Here is a 19,891-nt window from a genome sequence, read left to right on the forward strand (position 1 = left end):
GCCTTTAGCCCGAACCCAAGGGCTAAAGGCGCTCATCATGAGCACACCAATCACGCATCCCGCCCCCAAAAACCATAATCATATTCACAGGCTTTTTTACCAAAAGCAGCCATACCCGTCGGCCCATCCATCCGCTCAAAACAGACTTCAATAAACGTCAGCTCATCAGCTTTTTCGGCTTCAGCCAACACAACGTCCAACTCTTGAAGATTGGTCACAACAGTTGAACGTATCTTAGCCTCAGGCGCCATCACGCCTGGCAACTCATGGTATTTCCATGCTGCAACATCATTATAGGAAGAGTTTTCTCCCAAAATCATTCGCTCAATCGTATATCCATCATTATTAATGAGAAAAATAATTGGCTTCATTTTTTGATGAATAATCGTTGATAATTCTTGTGCCGTTACCTGAAAAGAACCATCCCCGATAAATAAGAACTGCCGCCGCTGTGGTGCCGCCATCCCAGCCCCCAATAAAGACGGCAATGTGTAACCAATAGCCCCCCAAATGGGCTGACTAATAAAACTCACACCCTCAGGAAAACGTGAGCGGGCGAGCCCAACAAGCGATGTACCATTTTCGGCAATAATCACATCGCCCTTGGCAAAAAATTGCCGCATCCGCTGCCAAAACACATCTTGGCACCACGCGGCATCGGCAGACACAACTTGCCCCTGAGGCGACGCAACATGAGGGAGGCTATACCCATGCTCTGACGGTGCGTTCTTCATCAAAGATTTCAATAAATCCTGCGCGGCAATACCGTTAAAAAAGACATTTTGGAAACGCGTACTATAAGCCTGAATATCAATATAAGCGTTCACGTTATATTTCTGCGTAAACCATGACGACGTTGCATCAACAAACCTTACACCAAAAGCCAGAATACAATCTGCTTCTTCAACATAGTTAAAAACCGGTTGTGCTGCTGATTTCCCACCATACATCCCTAAGAACAGGGGATGATTTTCAGAAATCAGGGCCTTACCTGAATTGAGCGCTACAAAAGGAATATTAAATGCCGTAATCACTGCTTCCAGTTGTTCTGCCAACTGATGACTCCGCACCAACCCATCAACCATAATCAATGGCTTTTCAGCCTTTGCCAATTGTTTGAGCACAACATCCGTCAGATTATTCAAGCTTGCTTGGTCCGTTACTGTGGATCTCGTCACAAGCCCCCTCTCCGGCACCTCAATTTCTAAATAGCAAATATCGGATGGCAACTGGAGATAAACAGGCTTCTTTTCACGCAAACACGCCGCCAAAACACGATCAATCTCATAATAGGCATTCTCAGGCGTAATCAGAGTGTGTGCGACCGTAAACTCTGCAAAACATTTACGAACATTATCGTAATTTCCATCCGCCAGCGTATGATGCACCAGCGCATTCGTCTGTATTGCTTCCAGCGGCGGCGCGCCTGACAAAGACAAAACCGGAACCCCCTCAGCATAAGCCCCAGCAATACCGGCAATCGTACTCAGATCACCAACACCATAAGTAGTTAAAACCGTTGAAAATCCCGAAATCCGTGCGTCACCGTCCGCAGCATAAGCTGCATTCAGCTCATTACAATTCCCTATAAAATCAATACGCTCGTCCTTCTCAACAAGCTCTAAAAACTCAAGGTTATAATCCCCAGGCACGCCATAAATCCGATGGCAACCAGCCTCAACCAAACGCTCAATAAGAAACTGCCCAATAGAGATTTTCATGATCGGCCCTAACCCTATCAACTCATGCTGTACTATGGGCACTTTATGTGGCGGAGTTTCTCTCTATAGAAAAATCAAAAAATGTTAGGACATGTTATCATAAATTTTTATATCTAGAGCATGATCGACCTCAATCTCGTCCGTGTCTTCATCGCTATTTATGAAACTGGCAGCTTAAGCGCCGCAGGGGAGCGGCTGCATGTCAGCCAACCTTCCGTCAGCTATTCCCTCGCACGCCTCCGAGACATCCTCCACGATCCACTCTTTCAAAGATCTAAACACGGGGTCAGCCCAACCTTCTTTAGCGAACAGCTCTATCAACGCCTCCGTACCCCGATCACCGCAATTGAAAGCGCCATTGAAGATATTCACGGCTTCCACCCGGCAACATCCAATCGCCGTTTCCGCATCGCAATGTCTGATGTCGGCGAGATTTTTTTTCTGCCATACATCATGCAGCGTCTTCAAAAAGAAGCGCCCGACATTGTGATCGAAGTCATTAATGTGAATATCGAAAAGCTAGGATATTGGCTCGCTTCAGGCAAAATCGATGCAGCCTTATGCAACCGCGGCTCTATTCCCATAGCATCACAAGGCGAGACTGTTTTTACGGATAAATACGTCTGCTTGTCTTGCAAACACCATCCCCGCCTCACACAAGCGCTCACATTAGAACAGTACCTAACAGAACGGCACATCGTCGTTACACCCGAAACAGGACATAATCTCGTCGAAGAGCGCCTCAGGGAACTGGGCTTAGAACGTCCCGTCGCGTTATATATACCTCACTTCAGCGTGTTGCCGGAGATCATCCTCGGTACAGACCTCTTACTCACCCTCCCAAGCCGGGTGGCTATTATGCTCGCTCAAAAATATGACCTTCAATGGTTCGAACTCCCCTTCAACGTAAGACCACTGGATGTCATGCTCCGATGGAGCGAAAGCCACGCGGATTTCGGCGCACAAAAATGGTTCTTACAATTCCTGCGTGACAGCTTGGCGCGTATTTTAGACGAATAATATACGCGCCCACCGCCTCATTCTCGCGCACACTTTATTAACCCCCTCTCACGTAACACTGAGAGCATGTCACTCCACCCAACCACTCCCCTGACCGAACGCATTAATGCCATACGTCTTTCTCGTGTTTCGGGCGTAGGACCCGCTAATTTTACAAAGCTCATGCGCCAATACGGCTCTGCAACACAGGTGCTCGACAACCTGCCAGAGCGCTTCCTCCGCGCAGGGCGGGCAACCACCCCAGCCATTCCCTCACGCACGACCATTGAAGCCGAACTCGCATGGCTGGACCAAAACCACGGGCGCGCGCTCTTGCGCTCAGACCCCGAGTACCCACGCCTCCTCAGTCATATCACGGATGCCCCGCCCGTCCTCTTTACGCGTGGTGATGTCCGTAAGCTGTCCCAACCTGCCATCGGTATTGTCGGGGCACGCAATGCTTCCGCCGCAGGCATCCGTATGGCCGAAAGTCTGTCCGCTGAAATGGCGGCTCATAATCTTTGCGTCATTTCAGGCTTAGCGCGGGGAATCGATTCGGCAGCCCACCAAGCCGCCCTCCACCCCGGTCTCACTGTCGCTGCGATTGCCAGTGGCTTGGACCATATCTACCCGCCTGAACATACACATCTTCAACACGCCATAGCCGAACGCGGCTGCCTCATTACAGAAGCCCCACTCGGCACTATTCCTCAGGCACGACATTTCCCACGGCGTAACCGCCTTATTGCAGGGCTTGGACTCGGCTGCGTGGTGGTCGAAGCCGCATTACATTCCGGCACACTCATCACCGCACGCCTTGCACAAGATTATGAGCGTCCCCTCTTCGCTGTGCCCGGCTCTCCACTAGATCCACGGTCACGCGGTGGAAATATGCTTTTACGCCATGGTGCAATTTTAACAGAAAATATTCATGATATCTTACCAGAACTCTCATTACAGATGCCTGCCTACCTTCCGGCTCCATGGTGCTTCAATCGGCAGAATACCTTAGGTTTCTCTGAATCCAGCATCCCTTGGGAAGGCCCCAAAATACAACCAAACACACCGCAAGAAGACCTCGATTTTATCATCGAACATATCCATCCTCTCTTATCTGTCACATCAGTAACAGTTGACGAGGTTGTAAGTCGCTGTCAGTTCTCCGTCTCGGCCGTACTTTCAGCCCTGACCGAATTAGAGTTGGGTGGAGTGCTGGAATTCGTGCCGGGGGGACGCGTAGCGCTCCTGCCAACATAGAACAGATGCGGTAACGCCGGAGGGACAATGACGGACGTGGTGGTGGTCGAAAGCCCGGCGAAGGCAAAAACGATCAACAAATATCTTGGAAGCGGCTATACAGTTCTCGCTTCCTTCGGACATGTCCGTGATTTGCCGCCCAAAGATGGCAGCGTCCGTCCGGACGAGAACTTTGCCATGGCATGGCAAACCGATGAGCGTGGCTCCAAGCAGATTTCTGCCATTGCCAAAGCCCTCAAAGGCGCCAAAAACCTCTATCTCGCGACTGACCCGGATCGTGAAGGTGAAGCCATTTCATGGCATGTCCGCAGCGTCCTTGAAGAAAAAAATCTTCTCAAGAATCTGACCGTCCACCGCGTCACCTTCAACGAAATTACCAAATCTGCTGTGCAGGCGGCCATGGCGGCCCCGCGTGAGTTAGATCAGCCGCTAATTGATGCGTATCTCGCCCGCCGCGCATTGGATTATCTGGTCGGTTTCACGCTCTCTCCGGTCCTGTGGCGCAAACTTCCGGGCAGCCGTAGCGCTGGCCGCGTGCAATCCGTAGCACTGCGCCTCATCTGTGAACGCGAAGCAGAAATCGAAATTTTCAAACCACGTGAATATTGGAGCGTCACAGGGGGCTTCAAAACGCCCGCTCAAACTGCCTTCCAAGCGAAACTGACGCAGCTTCACGGTGAAAAGCTCGACCAATTCAGCTTAAGCACAGAAGCCCTCGCCTTTGCTGCACGTGATACCGTCCGCGCAGGCAACTTCACCGTCCGCGCCGTTGATCGCAAACGCACAAAGCGGAACCCACCACCGCCCTTCACAACATCTACGCTCCAGCAAGAAGCATCCCGCAAGCTCGGCATGAGCGCGCAAACCACAATGCGGACAGCACAGCAACTTTATGAAGGTGTCGAAATCGGTGGGGAAACCGTCGGTCTGATCACCTATATGCGTACCGATGGCGTAACAATGGCACAAGAAGCCATCAGTTCTATCCGCGGCCATATCGGGCACGCCTTTGGCGCGGAATACGTCCCGGCTTCCCCACGGGCTTACGCGACTAAAGCGAAAAACGCACAGGAAGCCCATGAGGCCGTCCGCCCTACCGAAATCAGCCGTACCCCCGCACAGGTCTCAGCAACTCTCAGCCCAGACCAAAAGCGCCTTTATGACCTGATTTGGAAACGCTCAGTCGCATCTCAAATGCAATCCGCAGAGATGGACCAAGTCGCCGTTACTTTAGCTGATGACAGCGGGAAAACGCTTTTACGCGCCACCGGCTCCACCATTGCCTTTGATGGCTTCTTAAAGCTCTACATTGAAGGACGTGACGACAGCAAAACGGGCGATGATGAAGACGGCCGCCTTTTACCTCCGATGAAGGAAGGGGACCGCATCAGCACGACAGCCGTTGATGCCGAACAGCACTTCACACAGCCACCACCACGCTACTCAGAAGCGTCACTCGTCAAAAAGATGGAAGAGATCGGCATTGGCCGTCCATCAACCTACGCTTCCGTCCTCAGCGTTCTACGCGATCGAAACTACGTCCGCCTCGAAACACGGCGCTTCATGCCAGAAGACCGCGGGCGCTTGGTCACAGCCTTCCTGACGTCCTTCTTTGAGCGCTATGTGGACACAAGCTTCACGGCCTCTCTTGAAGAGCAATTGGACGACATTTCCGGTGCGCGGGCTGATTGGCACGATGTCATGGCCGCTTTCTGGCGTGACTTCTCCGCTGCGGTCGATCAAACCAAAGACCTGAAAATCTCCGATGTCATCGATGCCCTCGATGAAGATCTTGGGGCGCATTTCTTCCCTGCCAAGGAAGATGGTACAGACCCACGTTCCTGCACGGCATGCGGCACAGGCCGTCTTGGCCTGCGACTGGGTAAGCATGGGGCATTTATCGGCTGCTCCAACTACCCGGAATGTCAGTTCACGCGCCGCCTTGTCGCGGATGATGGACAAGATGACGGCCTAAAAGACGGCATGCGCGTGCTGGGACAAGACCCCACCACACAAGAAGACATCACGATCCGCCGTGGCCCTTATGGGCTCTATATTCAACGTGGTGAAGCCGACCCGAACGATAAGAAAGCTAAGCCAAAGCGCACCACCATCCCTAAGGGGTTGGATGGTAACACCATCACATTAGACCAAGCTCTCGGCCTGCTCTCCCTTCCACGTGTCATCGGCCCTCACCCTGAGACTGGCGAAACCATTGAGGCTGGCCTCGGCCGCTTCGGGCCTTACGTCAAGATGGGAGCCATATTCGGCACTTTGGATAAGGACGATGATGTCCTCACCGTAGGTCTTAACCGCGCAGTGGATAGTCTGGCCAAAAAACTCGCTTCCATTCGTACGCTAGGCGCACACCCCAAAGACAACGAACCTGTGATGGTACGTAAAGGCCGCTTTGGTCCCTACGTACAACACAAACAAATGATCGCCACGCTCGCAAAAGATCGCAGCATGGATGACGTCACTTTGGACGAGGCCCTCGCTTTGCTCGCGGAAAAGGGTAAACCCCTTAAGGGTGGTGCTAAAAAAACCACAGCGCGCAAAACAACGACAAAGACCGCAGCAAAAACAACCGAGAAAACTGCGACCAAAACAAAACGCGCTACCGCCGCCAAAAAAAGTACAACGGCTACGAAAACCACGAAAAAGCCTTCTTCACGTACAACAAAGGCCAAAGAAACCGCGTCCAAAGACGGCGAGTAACCTCTTCTCGGCCCTCACAAGAGGGCCCTAAAGGCGCGCCTACCCCTCTTCTCTTTATGATGAAGCAGGGTTATGGCGTATGCGTGGATTCAGACGCATGAGACTCCACGCATACGCCATTTGGAATCACGTCTTTGCGCCACGCCTTCCCTTTTCCTTTTTTTGTCAGGTCCGCGCAGTCCTATGCTACACGCCGCTTTGCGCCTGTAGCGCGAAATGCGTGCCTTACTGTCTCAACTGCTGTATTTATCGGGCTTTCAAGTACCCTATGCCCCGTGCTTGCGCAGGCTCCATCGCCCGCCGCCATACAATCAGCCCCCACCAGCACTTTCCCAACCAATGACACACGTGATGTCATTACCGCAGCTCTGCGCTTTCTGTCTCCGCGCACATTAGACAGCCATAGCGCCCATGAATTTAGCCTCTGGGGTCTAGACGGCCTCACCGCCATCGACCCCACCATCACCATCCAAGAAGATCCAACTCCAACCCCTCCTACACCGCATGGTGCTTCAAGCGACAAACCCACGACCAGCATCACCCTAAGCGTAATCCGTGGGCAAACAGCACTCTTCCAACGCGTCGTGCCGGCAGATAACAATATTACTGCATGGGCTGCTCTCGTGGCAGACGCTTTGCAAGCCAGTTGGCAGGCGTCAGATGCCATTCATCAAAATGGCGCCGACGCATTGCTCCAAAGCTTCTTTGATGAATTATTCAATCATCTTGACCCTTACTCACGCTATCTCGCGCCATCTTTTGCAGACCATGACCGCCAAAAACGCGTGGGACATGATGGCTCCATCGGGATCACCGTCGATACAAGCGGTCACAACATGATTATTTCAGCAATCAATGCAAACGGCCCAGCATGGGAGGCTGGTCTCAATATCGGCCAGCACCTCCTTGCCGTGGACGGTCAAACAACCCATCACCAAGCGGCAGAGCGTGTTCAACACTGGCTCGAAGGCGAGACCGGCACTGATGTCACACTACAAATCGCAGCCCCCAACCATACCCATTCGACCGTAACGCTCACGCGCAGTGCCGTCCCCCCAGAAACGGTCTTCTTGGAGCATAATGGACGCTACCCCGTCCTCAAAATCACCTCATTTTCTTCTGAAACTGCGGAAGAAATGAGCCAATATCTCAGTCAAATTCTTCCCCCAGATGATGACCTCACACAAAACAAAGGGCACGCCCCCGCTATTCCAGGTCTCATCTTAGATCTGCGAGGAGACCGAGGCGGCGTCGTCCAACAAGCCGTCACTACAGCGGCCCTCTTTCTTGACCACGGCATTGCGGTCACAACGCATGGCCGTTACCCCCAAGCCAACCACATTTGGGCCGTACAAGGCGGCGACATGACGAGCGGCGCGCCTATTGTTGTACTGGTAGATGGTCGTACAGCCAGCGCTTCCGAAATTCTCGCGTCAGCCTTAGCGGACCATCGCCGAGCAGTCGTGATCGGCAGCGAAACATTGGGCAAGGGCCTCACCCAAGTCATTGGCCAAATGCCCAATGGTGGAGAGCTTTTCGTAACATGGAGCCGCAACCAAGCCCCCCTCGGCTGGCCACTCCAAGGCTTGGGTGTCATGCCCCAAATCTGCACATCTCAAGGCGGAAGCTCAATTGAAGAGCAGCTTAAAGCTCTTGAACACGGCCATAACCTTATGGAAGACGCCCTGCATACAGCCCGGGCTACCCGCGCACCCGTGACGGTTTCCAAAGTTCTCGCAATCCGTAATCAATGCCCCGCAGCGCTCGGTACAGATGCTGATATGGAGATTGCCTCCAGCATTCTCTCCTCCCCACAGCTCTACGCAGCGGCCATCAATGCTGTGCCGGACGAAAACAACGCCCCTTTGCATTAACCGTGCATATCTCTTTTCGTACCATCGCTCTAAAGTGGCATCATCCCTCGCACTATAAATCGCAAGTGACATAAGGAAATCATCACATGCCCCGCCTCAAAACGGGCCTTTGGGTCCGCGCCACTCTGCGCCGCTTCAATGATGGCGATCATGCTGGCATGGTTTTGCATCGTGGTGATGAAGACGCCGGGGCTATTCTCATCGTGTTAGAAGATAGAGCGCGTAACCAAGTCATTTTGCGCGAAGATGGCAGCACATGGGTTCGTACCCCGCTCACCAATAACGAGACGCTCCATGACTATATCGCACGACAACAACGCTATGATCCTGATTTATGGGTGCTCGAATTAACCATACCTGACTGTAGCGCCCCACTGGAAAAAGAACTCGGCTCTCGCACTAATGATGATGAAGAACCCGAAGAACTCTTCTGGTAAAGAGTAGCCAAAAGCGTAAAAAGCATGTGTAGATAAAAAGCCACAGACTGCACCAAAAGCAGCGAGTGTTATGCTACAAAACCCAACCTCCCATGCGGGAAGCGCGTTGCGTTTCAACGCAGTTTCAGCAAGAAACCATATCCGTATTGGGCAATTTGGAGAGAGATGACATGACCCGACGTTCCGCCCCCGGACACCTATTCGCCCGGGTCGGGCTCGTAGCCGGAGCCTCTGTGATGGCCCTTGGTTTGGCACACGCGCAACCAGTGCACGGCCTTTACATCTCTGGCGCTGGTGGCGTCGGCTGGAATCAAGACCAAGAAGTCCGCCTCTCTCCCAATTTTCCCAGTGGCCGTGACCGTTATGATTACGGCGTCACCGGCCTCGGCAGCATTGGCTGGGGCTTTGGCAATGGCTTCCGTGTGGAAGTTGAAGGCAATTATCGGAAAAACGACTTAAAGCAATTCCGCAGCAGCCAGTTCCCATCACGTACTCATGGCTACCAACAGGGCTACGGCGCCATGGTGAATGCTTTATTCGATATGGATATCGGCAAGTCATGGGTTTACCCATATTTCGGGGCTGGCGTTGGTTATGGCTGGCAACAGATGGACAGTTCTATCTTTGCCCCTAACAACACGTTTACACAGTTAGTCGCTGGCACTTCAGGTAACTTTGCTTACCAAGGTATTTTTGGCCTTTCCTTCCCTGTGCCGTGGGTCGTCGGCCTCTCCGCAACCACAGAATACCGTTTTTATTCACTGCTTGGCCCCAATAGCCACCCTGCCATCGCTGTCGGCACGCTTGGAGGGCATGGCGCCACACAGCCCTACGGCCTCAGCACGGGCAACCGCGATACACGCACAGACTTTAACCACTCCCTGCTGCTTGGCCTGCGCTATGAATTCAACCCAGCGCCACCGCCACCAGCACCGGCGAGCATCCCAGCCACGGTTCCGCCTGCACCAACACCAGCACGTACCTACCTCGTCTTTTTCGATTGGGACTCTGCAGATCTAAGCGAACGCGCACGCGCAGTCGTTGCGGAAGCCGCTAAAAATACAGGTTCCGTGCAGGTCACACATATTGACGTCAGCGGCTACACTGATAACTCCGCTGCACACCCCGGCGAACGTGGCGAGCACTATAATCTCGCACTCTCAGAACACCGCGCAACAAGCGTAAAAGCTGAGCTTATCCGTGACGGCATTGCCTCAGGCATGATTGTCACACATGGCTATGGTGACGCACACCCACTCGTGACAACATCCTCAAACACTCGTGAGCCACAGAACCGCCGTGTTGAAATTGATCTAAAGTAAACACATCTAAGCGCGAGAATATCTTTATGAAACAGGCGTGGTACTCAGGGTGCCGCGCCTGTTTCATTTTATAAACTTACTTTTAATAAACTCTCTCAGCCCCCCCCTTAATGTTGCGAAAACACAACACTTCTTTGTAACCGGTGCCCAGATGCCATATATGACATTGCAGTGTCATTTTGTTGCGTTAATGTCAGAACATTGCGGTTTTATGACCCCGCACCTTGTTATGTCGTAATTCTTATTGCGACCCACATTTTGCAACCGGATACCCAGATGCCTGCAACGACATCGTCCAAACTACGGCACCGCCATCACGCTCTGCTCCTGAGCGCAAGCGTTCTGGCCATCAGCGCTACATGCGCTGCAGCGCCTTCCGTCGCTCAAGCGGCTGCCGCCCATAAGCACGCCGTACACACCGCCGCGAAGAAACTTAAAGGCCGCACCGCCGCTCCTGCCGTAGCAACACCTACTCCGGCCCTCCCGGCACAGCACAATGTTGCATCCACACGCCCTACGCATTTCCTCGCAGCGCCATACGTTGATCACAGCGTCGAAAACGTTGTTGTCACCGGCACGCTTTTCCGTGACCCCAATGCGACCAGTTCTTCTGAAATCACGCACATCACCCGCCGTGACATGCAACAGCGTGGCCTGAAAACTGTGAACGACATGGTTCAACAGCTTTCCTCCAACGGCGCCGGCAACCTGACCAGCCAATGGGCTTCAGGTGGCGGCTTTGCTCCAGGTGGTTCAGCCCCAGCGTTGCGTGGTTTGAGTACAGATTCTACACTCGTCCTGATCGATGGACAACGTAACTCATACTACCCCCTTGCAGATGACGGCGAGCGCAACTTCGTTGATACGACTTGGATCCCACAATCCATCCTTGAGGGCATGGATGTTCTTCAAGACGGAGGCTCGGCAACCTATGGTGCTGATGCTGTCGCCGGTGTAATTAATTTCAACACCCGCAAGCAAATCAAAGGATTTGAAGGTAATGCTGAAGGTGGCCTTACCCAACGCGGTGATCAAGGGCATCAACGGCTCTATGCTACGTACGGTCATGGCGATCTAAATAATGATGGCTATAACGTCTACGTAAACTCCGAATACGACCAAGACGATGCCCTCTACTATCGCCAGTTACAATCCCCATACAATAATGGAGATCTAACAGGTCTGGGTGGATCCAATGGAAACACCAATACTCTACTCCCCGGCACCAATCAGTTTAACACCAACTTTACCGGCTCAACCCAGACCGCACTCGTACGCCCTGCCGTCAACGGACATGGCGTAGGTGGTTATAACCTTCTCAACCCTGCAACTGGATGTGGCCCCAATACAACACCGGTTTCCGGGTATGGATTTTCTACAAATTATCCCAATGCGTTCACCAACGCATGCTCTCAAAATGCGAAGCAATTCTCGCAAATTTCTCCCGACCAACGCCGGATCAGCGCAACGGCCCATTTAACAGCAAACATTACCGATCAGTCACAACTGATCGGTATGTTTAACTGGTCCCAAGCCCGCACCACAACGACAGGTGCCCCCGCAAGTTACGGTGCCTACACGCAAAATGAACTCGTAGGGAACACGCCAACTATTCTGCCATGGCAATTGTCCAATGGGCAGTTGAATCCGAATGACCCGTACAGCGCACAACATCAAGATGCACAGATAGCAGGGCTCTTTAATCAAATTCCAACAACCACAGTAACATCAAACAACTTTCGTGGTTCTTTGCGCTATAACGGATGGGCGCATTCTAACTGGGGCTCAAACTGGGACTACAATGCTGATTTCGTCGGCATGAATACCCTTCTGAACCAAGTTCAGACAGGCCAGCCCTATATTAGTCACGTTCAGCAAGTTTTGGCCGATGGCTCCTATAATTTTGTTAATCCCTCACAAAATTCAGCCGCCATCACAAATTACGTTCTCCCACGCAACACGATCAATGCACGATCACAAGAATATTCTGGCAATATCGGGCTCAGCAAAGGCCTCTTTCAATTGCCGGGCGGCATGGTCAAAGTAGCTATTGGCGGCAATATTCGTTACGAATCTGTCAATGACCCCAACGCGAACCCTACTGACCCCACCAACTATGCGAACCAATGGGCTAGCTATAACCCTGTCGCACAAGTGGGACATCGCTGGGTTGAAGCTGGGTTTTATGAAGCAAACATTCCTGTCGTAAAACAATTCAATATTGATACGTCAGGCCGTTACGATCATTACTCGGAAGGCTTCAGTCACTTCTCCCCAAAGGTTGGCTTCCAGTTCAAGCCCGTCAAAGAATTCACGTTGCGCGGTACCTTTAACCGTGGCTTCCGCGTACCAAGCTTTGCTGAAACGGGCGGGCAAACCGAAGGCTTTACGTCCTCCTCCTACGATACGTCCAACCCAGAGATCAAAGCTTGGCAGGCTTCTCATGGGAACAGCGCTTACTCTCAATCCGGGGCAAGCATAGGCCAGATGAACGTCGGCAATCCGAACCTGCGCCCTGAAGTCTCAACCAGCTACACGGTTGGCCCTGTCTTTTCCCCAACAAACTGGATGACGCTGTCCTTCGAGTATTACTACATCAAGAAAAGCAACTTCATCACCAGCGGTATCCTCAATCCAAACCAGTACATGAATTCTTGGATTGAGAATGGCGGATCCAATGCTGGTCTTCCTGCGGGCATCACCGTTGTTCCCGGCCCTAAAGACCCGAACTACCCGAATGCCTTACCAGCCCCGGGCTATATCACCGGACAGTACATCAATGCGCGCAGCATGATGACCGATGGCTTCGATATGTCTCTAGACGCACATTCGCGCCTTCCCGGCTTCCTGCATGATGTCATGTGGTACAGTAAGGGTCAGGCAACCTTCGTGCGCCGCTTCAATCAGGTTAATCCTGATGGGTCTATGTATCGTTTCGCAGGGACCCTTGGTCCGTATAACGCCGTGTCTGCTTCCGGTACGCCACGCTGGCGTGCAAACTGGGCCAATACTTTTATCTATAAGGGCCTCTCCGTCACACCAACAGTCTACTATACCAGTGGCTATAAGAGTGTTGCCGATGATTCAGGTATCGCTTCTGCCGGAGCAAATGGCCTTTATAGCCATAGCTGCTCAAACGCACTCCCGATCAATCAGGTTAACGGCGTAAACTTCCCAGCAACACAGTGCCACGTTAAAGGCTTCTGGGATGTTGATATGACTGTGAACTATCAGGTGAACAAAAAATGGTCGGTCTACGCGAACGTTTATAACCTGCTAGGCTTCCGATCCCCGTATGATTTCGGCACATATGGCGGCTACCTATACAACTCCTCTTGGTCTCAAAAGGGTGTCATCCTACGTTCGTTCCAGTTCGGCGTGAATGTCGCTCTGTAAAATACTGCTTGGATAACCGGCAGGAAGCCGTTTCTATGTGCGATTGGCATACATAATCGTACATAGAAACGCTGCCTGATACATCTTTCCGATCTATAAAACGTGATCTTTGAACACAAAAAAAGCGGCCAGACTTTGATCTGGCCGCTTTCCGTATATCGTCTATGAACAAACAGAAATTACCGCTTATGACGCGCCCGAACGTGGCGTGCTGGTGCCGCTTTTTTCGCCACAGGAGCCGCTGCTTTGGTGCTGCTTGGTGGAGTTGGCGCCGTGACGCTCACACCCGTCGCATCAACCGTTGCTTTCACCGTCAAATGCTCACGCTTTCCACCAGAAGCTGGGATCAACTCTGCCGTGAAGCTATCTGAGCCCACAAAAGACGTTGCTGGCGTATAATCAATATAGGTTTGACCATCGTAATTATACAGGAAAGCCTTCCCGTGTGACGGTGCTGGATTCACGCCAAAAGAGGCATAATTTCCACCACCAGGCTGCTGGACAGCAAGCGCACAGAGGCCATCGTCACTCCGCACAGCCATCGTCACAGCCATGCTGCCATCGGCCCCCGTCGTGACCGGTGACACATGGCACACAGCGGAGACTTTTTGATAACCAAACGGATTAGGTGCAACAGCACGCTGAACCAACGGCGTTTGGGCACAGCCCGACAACAGCAGGGCGACCGCACAGGCCGAACCCAAAGAAATGGCAGAACCTCGCAAACGCACAGTCACCTCCGGTACGAGTCAAATATAAACGCTATCATCACATAGCACATCCCGCATGTAGAGCAGGAAACCAACAAGCGAAAGAGCAAGAAGAGGACTCTTACTTATTCTGAAGACAATTTTTATCAACGGCATGAAAAGAAACGCACACCACCAAAATTGCCGCTTTTCCGCCATGAAGCCATGCTCCACACCATGTTTTCAGTAGCGACCAAGACGCTGTAAAGTTTCTTGTTGAAAAACTCTTTTCAGGCTACTGCGATGCACATTCAGATGATGGTTTGAACCCGTCAGTGCCTCGACCTCGTGGAGTGAGTGAATGCCCTCGATTTTCCGCCGTTCTCTACTATGCAAAACATGCACTGGCTTAGCGTTCGCTATAGCCCTCGTAACAGGCCCGACCCAAAGCTTTGCCGCGGATTGCAATAATTCGCCCGCACATGAAGCGTTTGACGTTGCTGGCCTAAAGTCTGAACTGATGGTGACAGCGCTGTCCTGCAAAACGCAAGATCGTTACAATGCGTTTGTCAGCAAGTTCCGCCCTGCTCTGCTCGATGCAGAAAACCGCCTCAATACATATTTCCGTGACACATATGGCCGCCGCGCACAGGCTGCACATGATGACTACGTGACCCAACTGGCCGATATTCAATCTCTTGGCGGCTTAAAATCCGGCACAGTCTTCTGCGCTCAGCGCGAAGCAATGTTTGACGAAACAGCAGCCCTACAAACGGCCTCTGATCTCGCTCATTATGCTGAAGCAAAAGACGTCGCGCAGCCTGCTTCTTACGAAACCTGCTCTGCCCCGGCTCCAACGGAGCGTCGCTCTCGCCATGGTGAAACCAAGAGCACAACGCGCCACCGCAGCCATAAAGGCTGATTTCTGCACCGCAGCCATCGGCAACGCTTGACGTCCGCTGGCTGCGCGGCGACAACGCTCTAATGAGCGATTTGTTCGAGTCAGGCCAAAACGGCACTTCCCCAGCACGAGGCCGTGGACGCGGCCGCGGACAGGCCCCCAAATCCACGGGGCCTGCCAGCAGCGCCACGAATGCGCCTAATTATGACGCGCAGGACATTGAAGTCCTCGAAGGCTTAGAGCCTGTTCGCCGTCGCCCCGGCATGTATATCGGTGGTACGGATGATAATGCCTACCATCACCTTGCCTCTGAAATCCTTGATAACGCCATGGATGAAGCCGTTGCAGGGCATGCGAGCATTATCGAAATGCGCCTAGAAAGCGCCCATCAACTGATGGTGCGCGACAATGGCCGCGGTATTCCAATCGACCCACACCCCAAATTTCCAGACAAATCTGCGCTCGAAGTTATTTTCACCACCCTCCATGCTGGTGGTAAGTTCTCCGGCAAAGCCTATGACACCTCTGGAGGCCTACACGGCGTCGGTAGTTCCGTCGTCAATGCTTTGTCTGAAAAATTAGAGGTCGAAGTCGCGCGGGATCGTACGCTGTACCGCCAAGACTTCTCACGCGGGAACCCTCTCGGCCCACTGGCTCCGATAGGCAACGCACCCAACCGCCGCGGTACGACCGTGCGCTTCGCACCGGACCCTGAAATCTTTGGCACGCATCATTTCTCTCCTGCGCGCCTCTTCCGTCTGTGCAAATCCAAAGCAGCCCTGTTCCGGGGGGTCACGATCCAATGGCGCTGTGAGGCCTCCCTCCTCAAGGCCGAGGATGAAACACCCGCCGAAGCGCTCATCCAATTCCCCAATGGCCTAGAAGATGCGCTCGCCGCTGATCTCGGCGAGAATCCGGCACTCCTCTCCCCATGCTGGGCAGGTGAAGCTGAACTCCCCGTCGCCGCCGATGGACGTACAGGAGGACGGGTGGAATGGGCGGTTGCTTTCCTTGAAAGCGGCACTTCGGCTCTGACGTCCTACTGCAACACCATCCCCACCCCTCAAGGCGGCACGCATGAAACGGGCTTCCGTGCGGCTCTCGTCAAAGGGTTCCGCGCATGGGGCGACCAGCGTAAGAATAAGCGCGCAGCCGCTATCACCGCGGAAGATGTTCTCGGCGCGGTCGCGGCAAAACTCTCCGTCTTCATTCGTGACCCGCAATTCCAAGGGCAAACGAAAGACAAACTGACCACGCAAGAAGCCTCACGCCTTGTCGAAGGGGCTTTGCGTGACCGGATTGATCATTGGCTCGGCGGCAACCCTCAACAGGCTGATAATCTTTTAGCGTTCATGATCGAACGCGCAGAAGACCGCCTGCGCCGCCGTGAAGTCAAAGAAACTGCCCGTAAGAGCGCTACCCGCAAGCTGCGCCTACCCGGCAAGTTAACCGACTGTACGCGTGAGAATGCGGCGGAAACAGAGCTCTTCCTCGTCGAAGGTGAATCCGCTGGCGGTTCTGCACGCCAAGCCCGTGACCGTGAAACACAAGCGGTCCTCCCTCTTCGTGGAAAAATTCTCAACGTCGCCTCCGCCACAGCAGATAAATTGCGCGCCAATCAAGAACTCCGTGACCTGATTGAAGCACTCGGCTGCGGTGTCGGCCAAAGCTTCGATATCAGCCGCTTACGTTATGGTCGCGTCATTATCATGACTGATGCGGACGTAGATGGTGCGCATATCGCCTCACTGCTGATGACGTTCTTCTACCGCGAAATGCCAGAACTCATCCGCCACGGACACCTACATCTTGCACAGCCCCCGCTATACCGGCTGACCCATGGTGCCAAAACCATTTACGCCATGGATGATCTGGACCGAGACCGCCGCATCCGCAGCGATTTCAAACCGAATGCCAAAGTCGAAGTCTCACGCTTCAAAGGCTTAGGGGAAATGCCAGTCAAGGACCTGAAGCAAACCACAATGGACCCTGCTCGCCGCACACTTTTACGCGTTGTGGCCCTACCTGAAGACCGTCATCTTACCAGTGAACGCGTAGAAAGCCTGATGGGACGCAAACCCGAACTCCGTTTCCGTTTCATTCAAGAACACGCCCGCAGTGTTGAAGACCTCGACGTCTGATCATGTCCACACTGCCCCATCCCCCTGAGCGCTACAGCCAACTCAAAGCCGTTGGCTTATTGATCGGGGGTATTTCCTCTTTCCAAATCGGAGCAACCTTAGCCAAAGGGTTGTTCCCACTTTTTGGCCCCTCCGGCATGGTGGGGCTGCGCGTTTGCTTGGCCGCCATCATTCTCCTCACGATCTGGCGTCCTCTACCCGGCCAACTGAACAAAAAAACGCTCACGCTGCTCTTGCCCTATGGGCTGTCCATCGCCGTGATGAATTTTTGCTTCTACTACGCGCTTGTGCGGCTACCTTTGGGCATTGTCGTAGCCCTCGAATTTACAGGCCCGCTTACCCTTGCCTTAACAGGCTCCCGACGCATTTTAGATCTCTGCTGGGCCAGCTTTGTGATCCTTGGTCTTTTCCTTCTTCTACGCCCCGAAAGCGCCTTGCACGGAGCCGTACACAGCCTAGACCCGTGGGGGATTGCCGCAGCCTTGCTCAGTGGCGGCGGTTGGATCGTCTATATCCTCACAGGAACACGCATTGGGCAGACACTCCCTGCAACACTCGCAACAACCCTTGGCATGAGTACAGCAGGAATCATACTACTCCCCTGCCTCCTGCCCACACTCCCACTAATCGTAACCCACCCGTGGCAGGGAGGCGCTGCGCTAAGCGTGGCGGTCCTCTCTTCAGCCGTACCCTATATTCTAGATATGATGGCAATGCGCCGCCTCAAACCGCGTGACCTCGGCATTCTGCTGAGTTTAGAACCCATGCTCGGCGCGGTTTCTGGCCTTCTTTTCTTAGGCGAGAACCTGTCATCTGCACGCTGGATCGGTGTTTTATGCATTGTCACAGCATCCGCAGGCAATGTTCTCACAAGCCCGCGAAACACACATCACTAATTAGAAGATTTCAATATGGCTGCGGAAGCCAAGCATCAGAGCATCCCGCAAATTCGCCTGCCCATTCGGATGATGATAATATTGAATATCCGGCTCTAGCGTCACCGCACGCCCGACTGGGAAACTATAATTCAGTTCCACCACTTCAGCATCCGTTTGAACACCAGTCGCCTTATACGGCAGCGCACGCTTACGGCGCATTAAATGCGCTTCCGACTTCTGAACACCATCAGCAATATGAACATACGAAAATGCAAGACCAATCGTATCCGCTGGGTGGCTGGCCCAGAAACCATTCCATGTAAAACCGGCATAGAATTGGCGGTCACGCAATGCTGTATGTGGCGCGTTAAAAACGGCGCCACCCAAAAAGGAGAGCCCCGTCTTAGGATGCCGCCGCGACGTCCATAAACGTTGATCCATCAAAAACCAGCTCGACCACGAACCATTCTGGCGCGCAGCCGAAAAGCCACTATCCGCATACGGATTTCCAAGCGTATCAAGGAAGTTCTCTGCCCGTGACACACGCTCTACCGCAAAACCAAGCTTATAGTGTCCTGGGAATGCGACTTCCCCAGAATGGCGGCGGAAGCTCGGTTGCCAGCCCAGTTCAACCGGGAAAATCTCCCCAACATGATACGCACCGCTGAGATGGAAACCAGAACGGTTCATCGCAGGGGAATAAATCCCCTCTTCCGCAAAATAAACACCAGCCTGCACATAAACATCACGCCGCAACGGTCGTGCTCTCACCCGAAGAGCCCACACTGATGCAGGATAAGAGCTGTAATAGGAACTATCCGCAGCCCCCTTTGGGCGGCCGCAAAAGCTATTATTCATAAACGTACAAAACAGAGACCCACTGGCAAAATCAGAGAGCTGAGACATACGCCCAGCCGCTACAGACAAACGATCTTCCCAAAGGTGCTGCTCACCATACGCCATTACCAAATGCGCAACGACATTACCGCCACCGCCATAAGTTTCCTGACTATGGGCTAACCAATCACCAAACATACGGTTCGCAGTCGTACCGTAACGCCCCACAATCACCGCATGCGTCGTAAAGCCAGACCACCCCAAAACACGGTCCCAATCCGTCAAAATATTCAGCGCATATTGCCCTGCATTAGACGAACCTTGCCGGTACCCATGCCCAGATGTTGGAGCCGTCACAGCCCCCATAAACTCGTTCAAATTATCAAGCTGAATAATCGTTCCATGGCGCCGCAGCCAACCAGTACGCTTATTTACAATCGGGAATAATGATGGTGGAACCGGAAAATTCCCGATCACATTCTCATAGGCTGATGCCTTCGGCAAAGTAGCCGCAGCCCCCGGTGATGGCGTCGGATCATCCGTATGACTACCAGACTGATCAGACGCCATATCCGTTTCAGGAGAAGGCGAGTCCGTAGGTTGTGGCTTAGCACTCGCCGTTCCAAACACGGCACATAATGCTAACATCGCCACAACAGAGACAGGTCTTATAACACTCAGAAATGTCTCGGCGCTGCCTCCCGGCCCACCGCTCCCCTAA

The 19,891-nt window shown here is 53.0% G+C and carries 13 protein-coding genes; 10 read left to right on the forward strand and 3 right to left on the reverse strand.

All coding sequences use genetic code 11. From position 1 onward, the window contains the following. Positions 1-50: 50 nt before the first annotated feature. Positions 51-1,721: an alpha-keto acid decarboxylase family protein gene (locus KB213_RS00305; protein WP_211679795.1), complete on the reverse strand. Its 1,671-nt coding sequence runs from the start codon at positions 1,719-1,721 to the stop codon at positions 51-53. A gap of 120 nt (positions 1,722-1,841) precedes the next feature. Between KB213_RS00305 and KB213_RS00310 the strand changes: the two genes are divergently transcribed. From KB213_RS00310 to KB213_RS00340, 7 genes are all read left to right on the forward strand, one after another. Further along, the gene (locus KB213_RS00310) at positions 1,842-2,741 is read left to right on the forward strand and encodes a LysR family transcriptional regulator (protein WP_211679797.1); all 900 of its coding nucleotides are present in this window, start codon (positions 1,842-1,844) and stop codon (positions 2,739-2,741) included. Positions 2,742-2,807: 66 nt separating this feature from the next. Beyond that, positions 2,808-3,977, forward strand: a complete 1,170-nt coding sequence (dprA, locus tag KB213_RS00315; protein ID WP_211679799.1) for a DNA-processing protein DprA — start codon at positions 2,808-2,810, stop codon at positions 3,975-3,977. 27 nt (positions 3,978-4,004) lie between these two features. Continuing rightward, on the forward strand, positions 4,005-6,695 hold the full coding sequence (gene topA, locus KB213_RS00320; RefSeq protein WP_211679801.1) for a type I DNA topoisomerase: 2,691 nt from the start codon (positions 4,005-4,007) through the stop codon (positions 6,693-6,695). 275 nt (positions 6,696-6,970) lie between these two features. Continuing rightward, positions 6,971-8,569, forward strand: a complete 1,599-nt coding sequence (locus KB213_RS12795) for a S41 family peptidase (protein ID WP_346266634.1) — start codon at positions 6,971-6,973, stop codon at positions 8,567-8,569. Between the two features lie 86 nt (positions 8,570-8,655). Beyond that, on the forward strand, positions 8,656-9,006 hold the full coding sequence (locus KB213_RS00330) for a DUF1491 family protein (protein ID WP_211679804.1): 351 nt from the start codon (positions 8,656-8,658) through the stop codon (positions 9,004-9,006). A gap of 170 nt (positions 9,007-9,176) precedes the next feature. Beyond that, positions 9,177-10,328: an OmpA family protein gene (locus KB213_RS00335; RefSeq protein ID WP_211679806.1), complete on the forward strand. Its 1,152-nt coding sequence runs from the start codon at positions 9,177-9,179 to the stop codon at positions 10,326-10,328. A 276-nt stretch (positions 10,329-10,604) separates the two neighbouring features. Next, the gene (locus KB213_RS00340) at positions 10,605-13,724 is read left to right on the forward strand and encodes a TonB-dependent receptor plug domain-containing protein (protein ID WP_211679809.1); all 3,120 of its coding nucleotides are present in this window, start codon (positions 10,605-10,607) and stop codon (positions 13,722-13,724) included. Between the two features lie 179 nt (positions 13,725-13,903). Here the strand turns inward: KB213_RS00340 and KB213_RS00345 are convergent, their stop codons facing one another. Next, positions 13,904-14,455, reverse strand: coding sequence for a hypothetical protein (locus KB213_RS00345; RefSeq protein ID WP_211679813.1), 552 nt, complete (start codon positions 14,453-14,455; stop codon positions 13,904-13,906). A gap of 319 nt (positions 14,456-14,774) precedes the next feature. Here KB213_RS00345 and KB213_RS00350 point away from each other — a divergent pair, with 319 nt between their 5' ends. The 3 genes from KB213_RS00350 to KB213_RS00360 all read left to right on the forward strand — a co-directional run bounded on the left by KB213_RS00350 (position 14,775) and on the right by KB213_RS00360 (position 18,351). Then, positions 14,775-15,335: a hypothetical protein gene (locus KB213_RS00350; RefSeq protein WP_249110098.1), complete on the forward strand. Its 561-nt coding sequence runs from the start codon at positions 14,775-14,777 to the stop codon at positions 15,333-15,335. 62 nt (positions 15,336-15,397) lie between these two features. Then, entirely contained in the window at positions 15,398-17,455 is a 2,058-nt protein-coding gene (gene parE, locus KB213_RS00355; protein ID WP_211679816.1) for a DNA topoisomerase IV subunit B, read from the forward strand. Between the two features lie 2 nt (positions 17,456-17,457). Then, a complete protein-coding gene (locus tag KB213_RS00360; protein ID WP_211679819.1) occupies positions 17,458-18,351 on the forward strand; it encodes an EamA family transporter in 894 nt (297 codons plus the stop codon). Here KB213_RS00360 and KB213_RS00365 read toward each other — a convergent pair whose 3' ends face one another. Beyond that, positions 18,352-19,818, reverse strand: coding sequence for a carbohydrate porin (locus tag KB213_RS00365; RefSeq protein WP_211680527.1), 1,467 nt, complete (start codon positions 19,816-19,818; stop codon positions 18,352-18,354). It lies immediately after the preceding gene. Positions 19,819-19,891: the final 73 nt, after the last annotated feature.

Source organism: Neokomagataea anthophila (assembly GCF_018122595.1).
In the GTDB taxonomy this organism is placed as follows: domain Bacteria; phylum Pseudomonadota; class Alphaproteobacteria; order Acetobacterales; family Acetobacteraceae; genus Gluconobacter; species Gluconobacter anthophilus.

What these genes read in the sequence shown, in the direction of transcription:
- KB213_RS00305 (WP_211679795.1), bottom strand. Translation starts at nt 1,721, where the DNA reads ATGAAAATCTCTATTGGGCAGTTTCTTATTGAGCGTTTGGTTGAGGCT.
- KB213_RS00310 (WP_211679797.1), top strand. Translation starts at nt 1,842, where the DNA reads ATGATCGACCTCAATCTCGTCCGTGTCTTCATCGCTATTTATGAAACT.
- dprA (WP_211679799.1), top strand. Translation starts at nt 2,808, where the DNA reads ATGTCACTCCACCCAACCACTCCCCTGACCGAACGCATTAATGCCATA.
- topA (WP_211679801.1), top strand. Translation starts at nt 4,005, where the DNA reads ATGACGGACGTGGTGGTGGTCGAAAGCCCGGCGAAGGCAAAAACGATC.
- KB213_RS00330 (WP_211679804.1), top strand. Translation starts at nt 8,656, where the DNA reads ATGCCCCGCCTCAAAACGGGCCTTTGGGTCCGCGCCACTCTGCGCCGC.
- KB213_RS00335 (WP_211679806.1), top strand. Translation starts at nt 9,177, where the DNA reads ATGACCCGACGTTCCGCCCCCGGACACCTATTCGCCCGGGTCGGGCTC.
- KB213_RS00340 (WP_211679809.1), top strand. Translation starts at nt 10,605, where the DNA reads ATGCCTGCAACGACATCGTCCAAACTACGGCACCGCCATCACGCTCTG.
- KB213_RS00350 (WP_249110098.1), top strand. Translation starts at nt 14,775, where the DNA reads ATGCCCTCGATTTTCCGCCGTTCTCTACTATGCAAAACATGCACTGGC.
- parE (WP_211679816.1), top strand. Translation starts at nt 15,398, where the DNA reads ATGAGCGATTTGTTCGAGTCAGGCCAAAACGGCACTTCCCCAGCACGA.
- KB213_RS00360 (WP_211679819.1), top strand. Translation starts at nt 17,458, where the DNA reads ATGTCCACACTGCCCCATCCCCCTGAGCGCTACAGCCAACTCAAAGCC.
- KB213_RS00365 (WP_211680527.1), bottom strand. Translation starts at nt 19,818, where the DNA reads ATGTTAGCATTATGTGCCGTGTTTGGAACGGCGAGTGCTAAGCCACAA.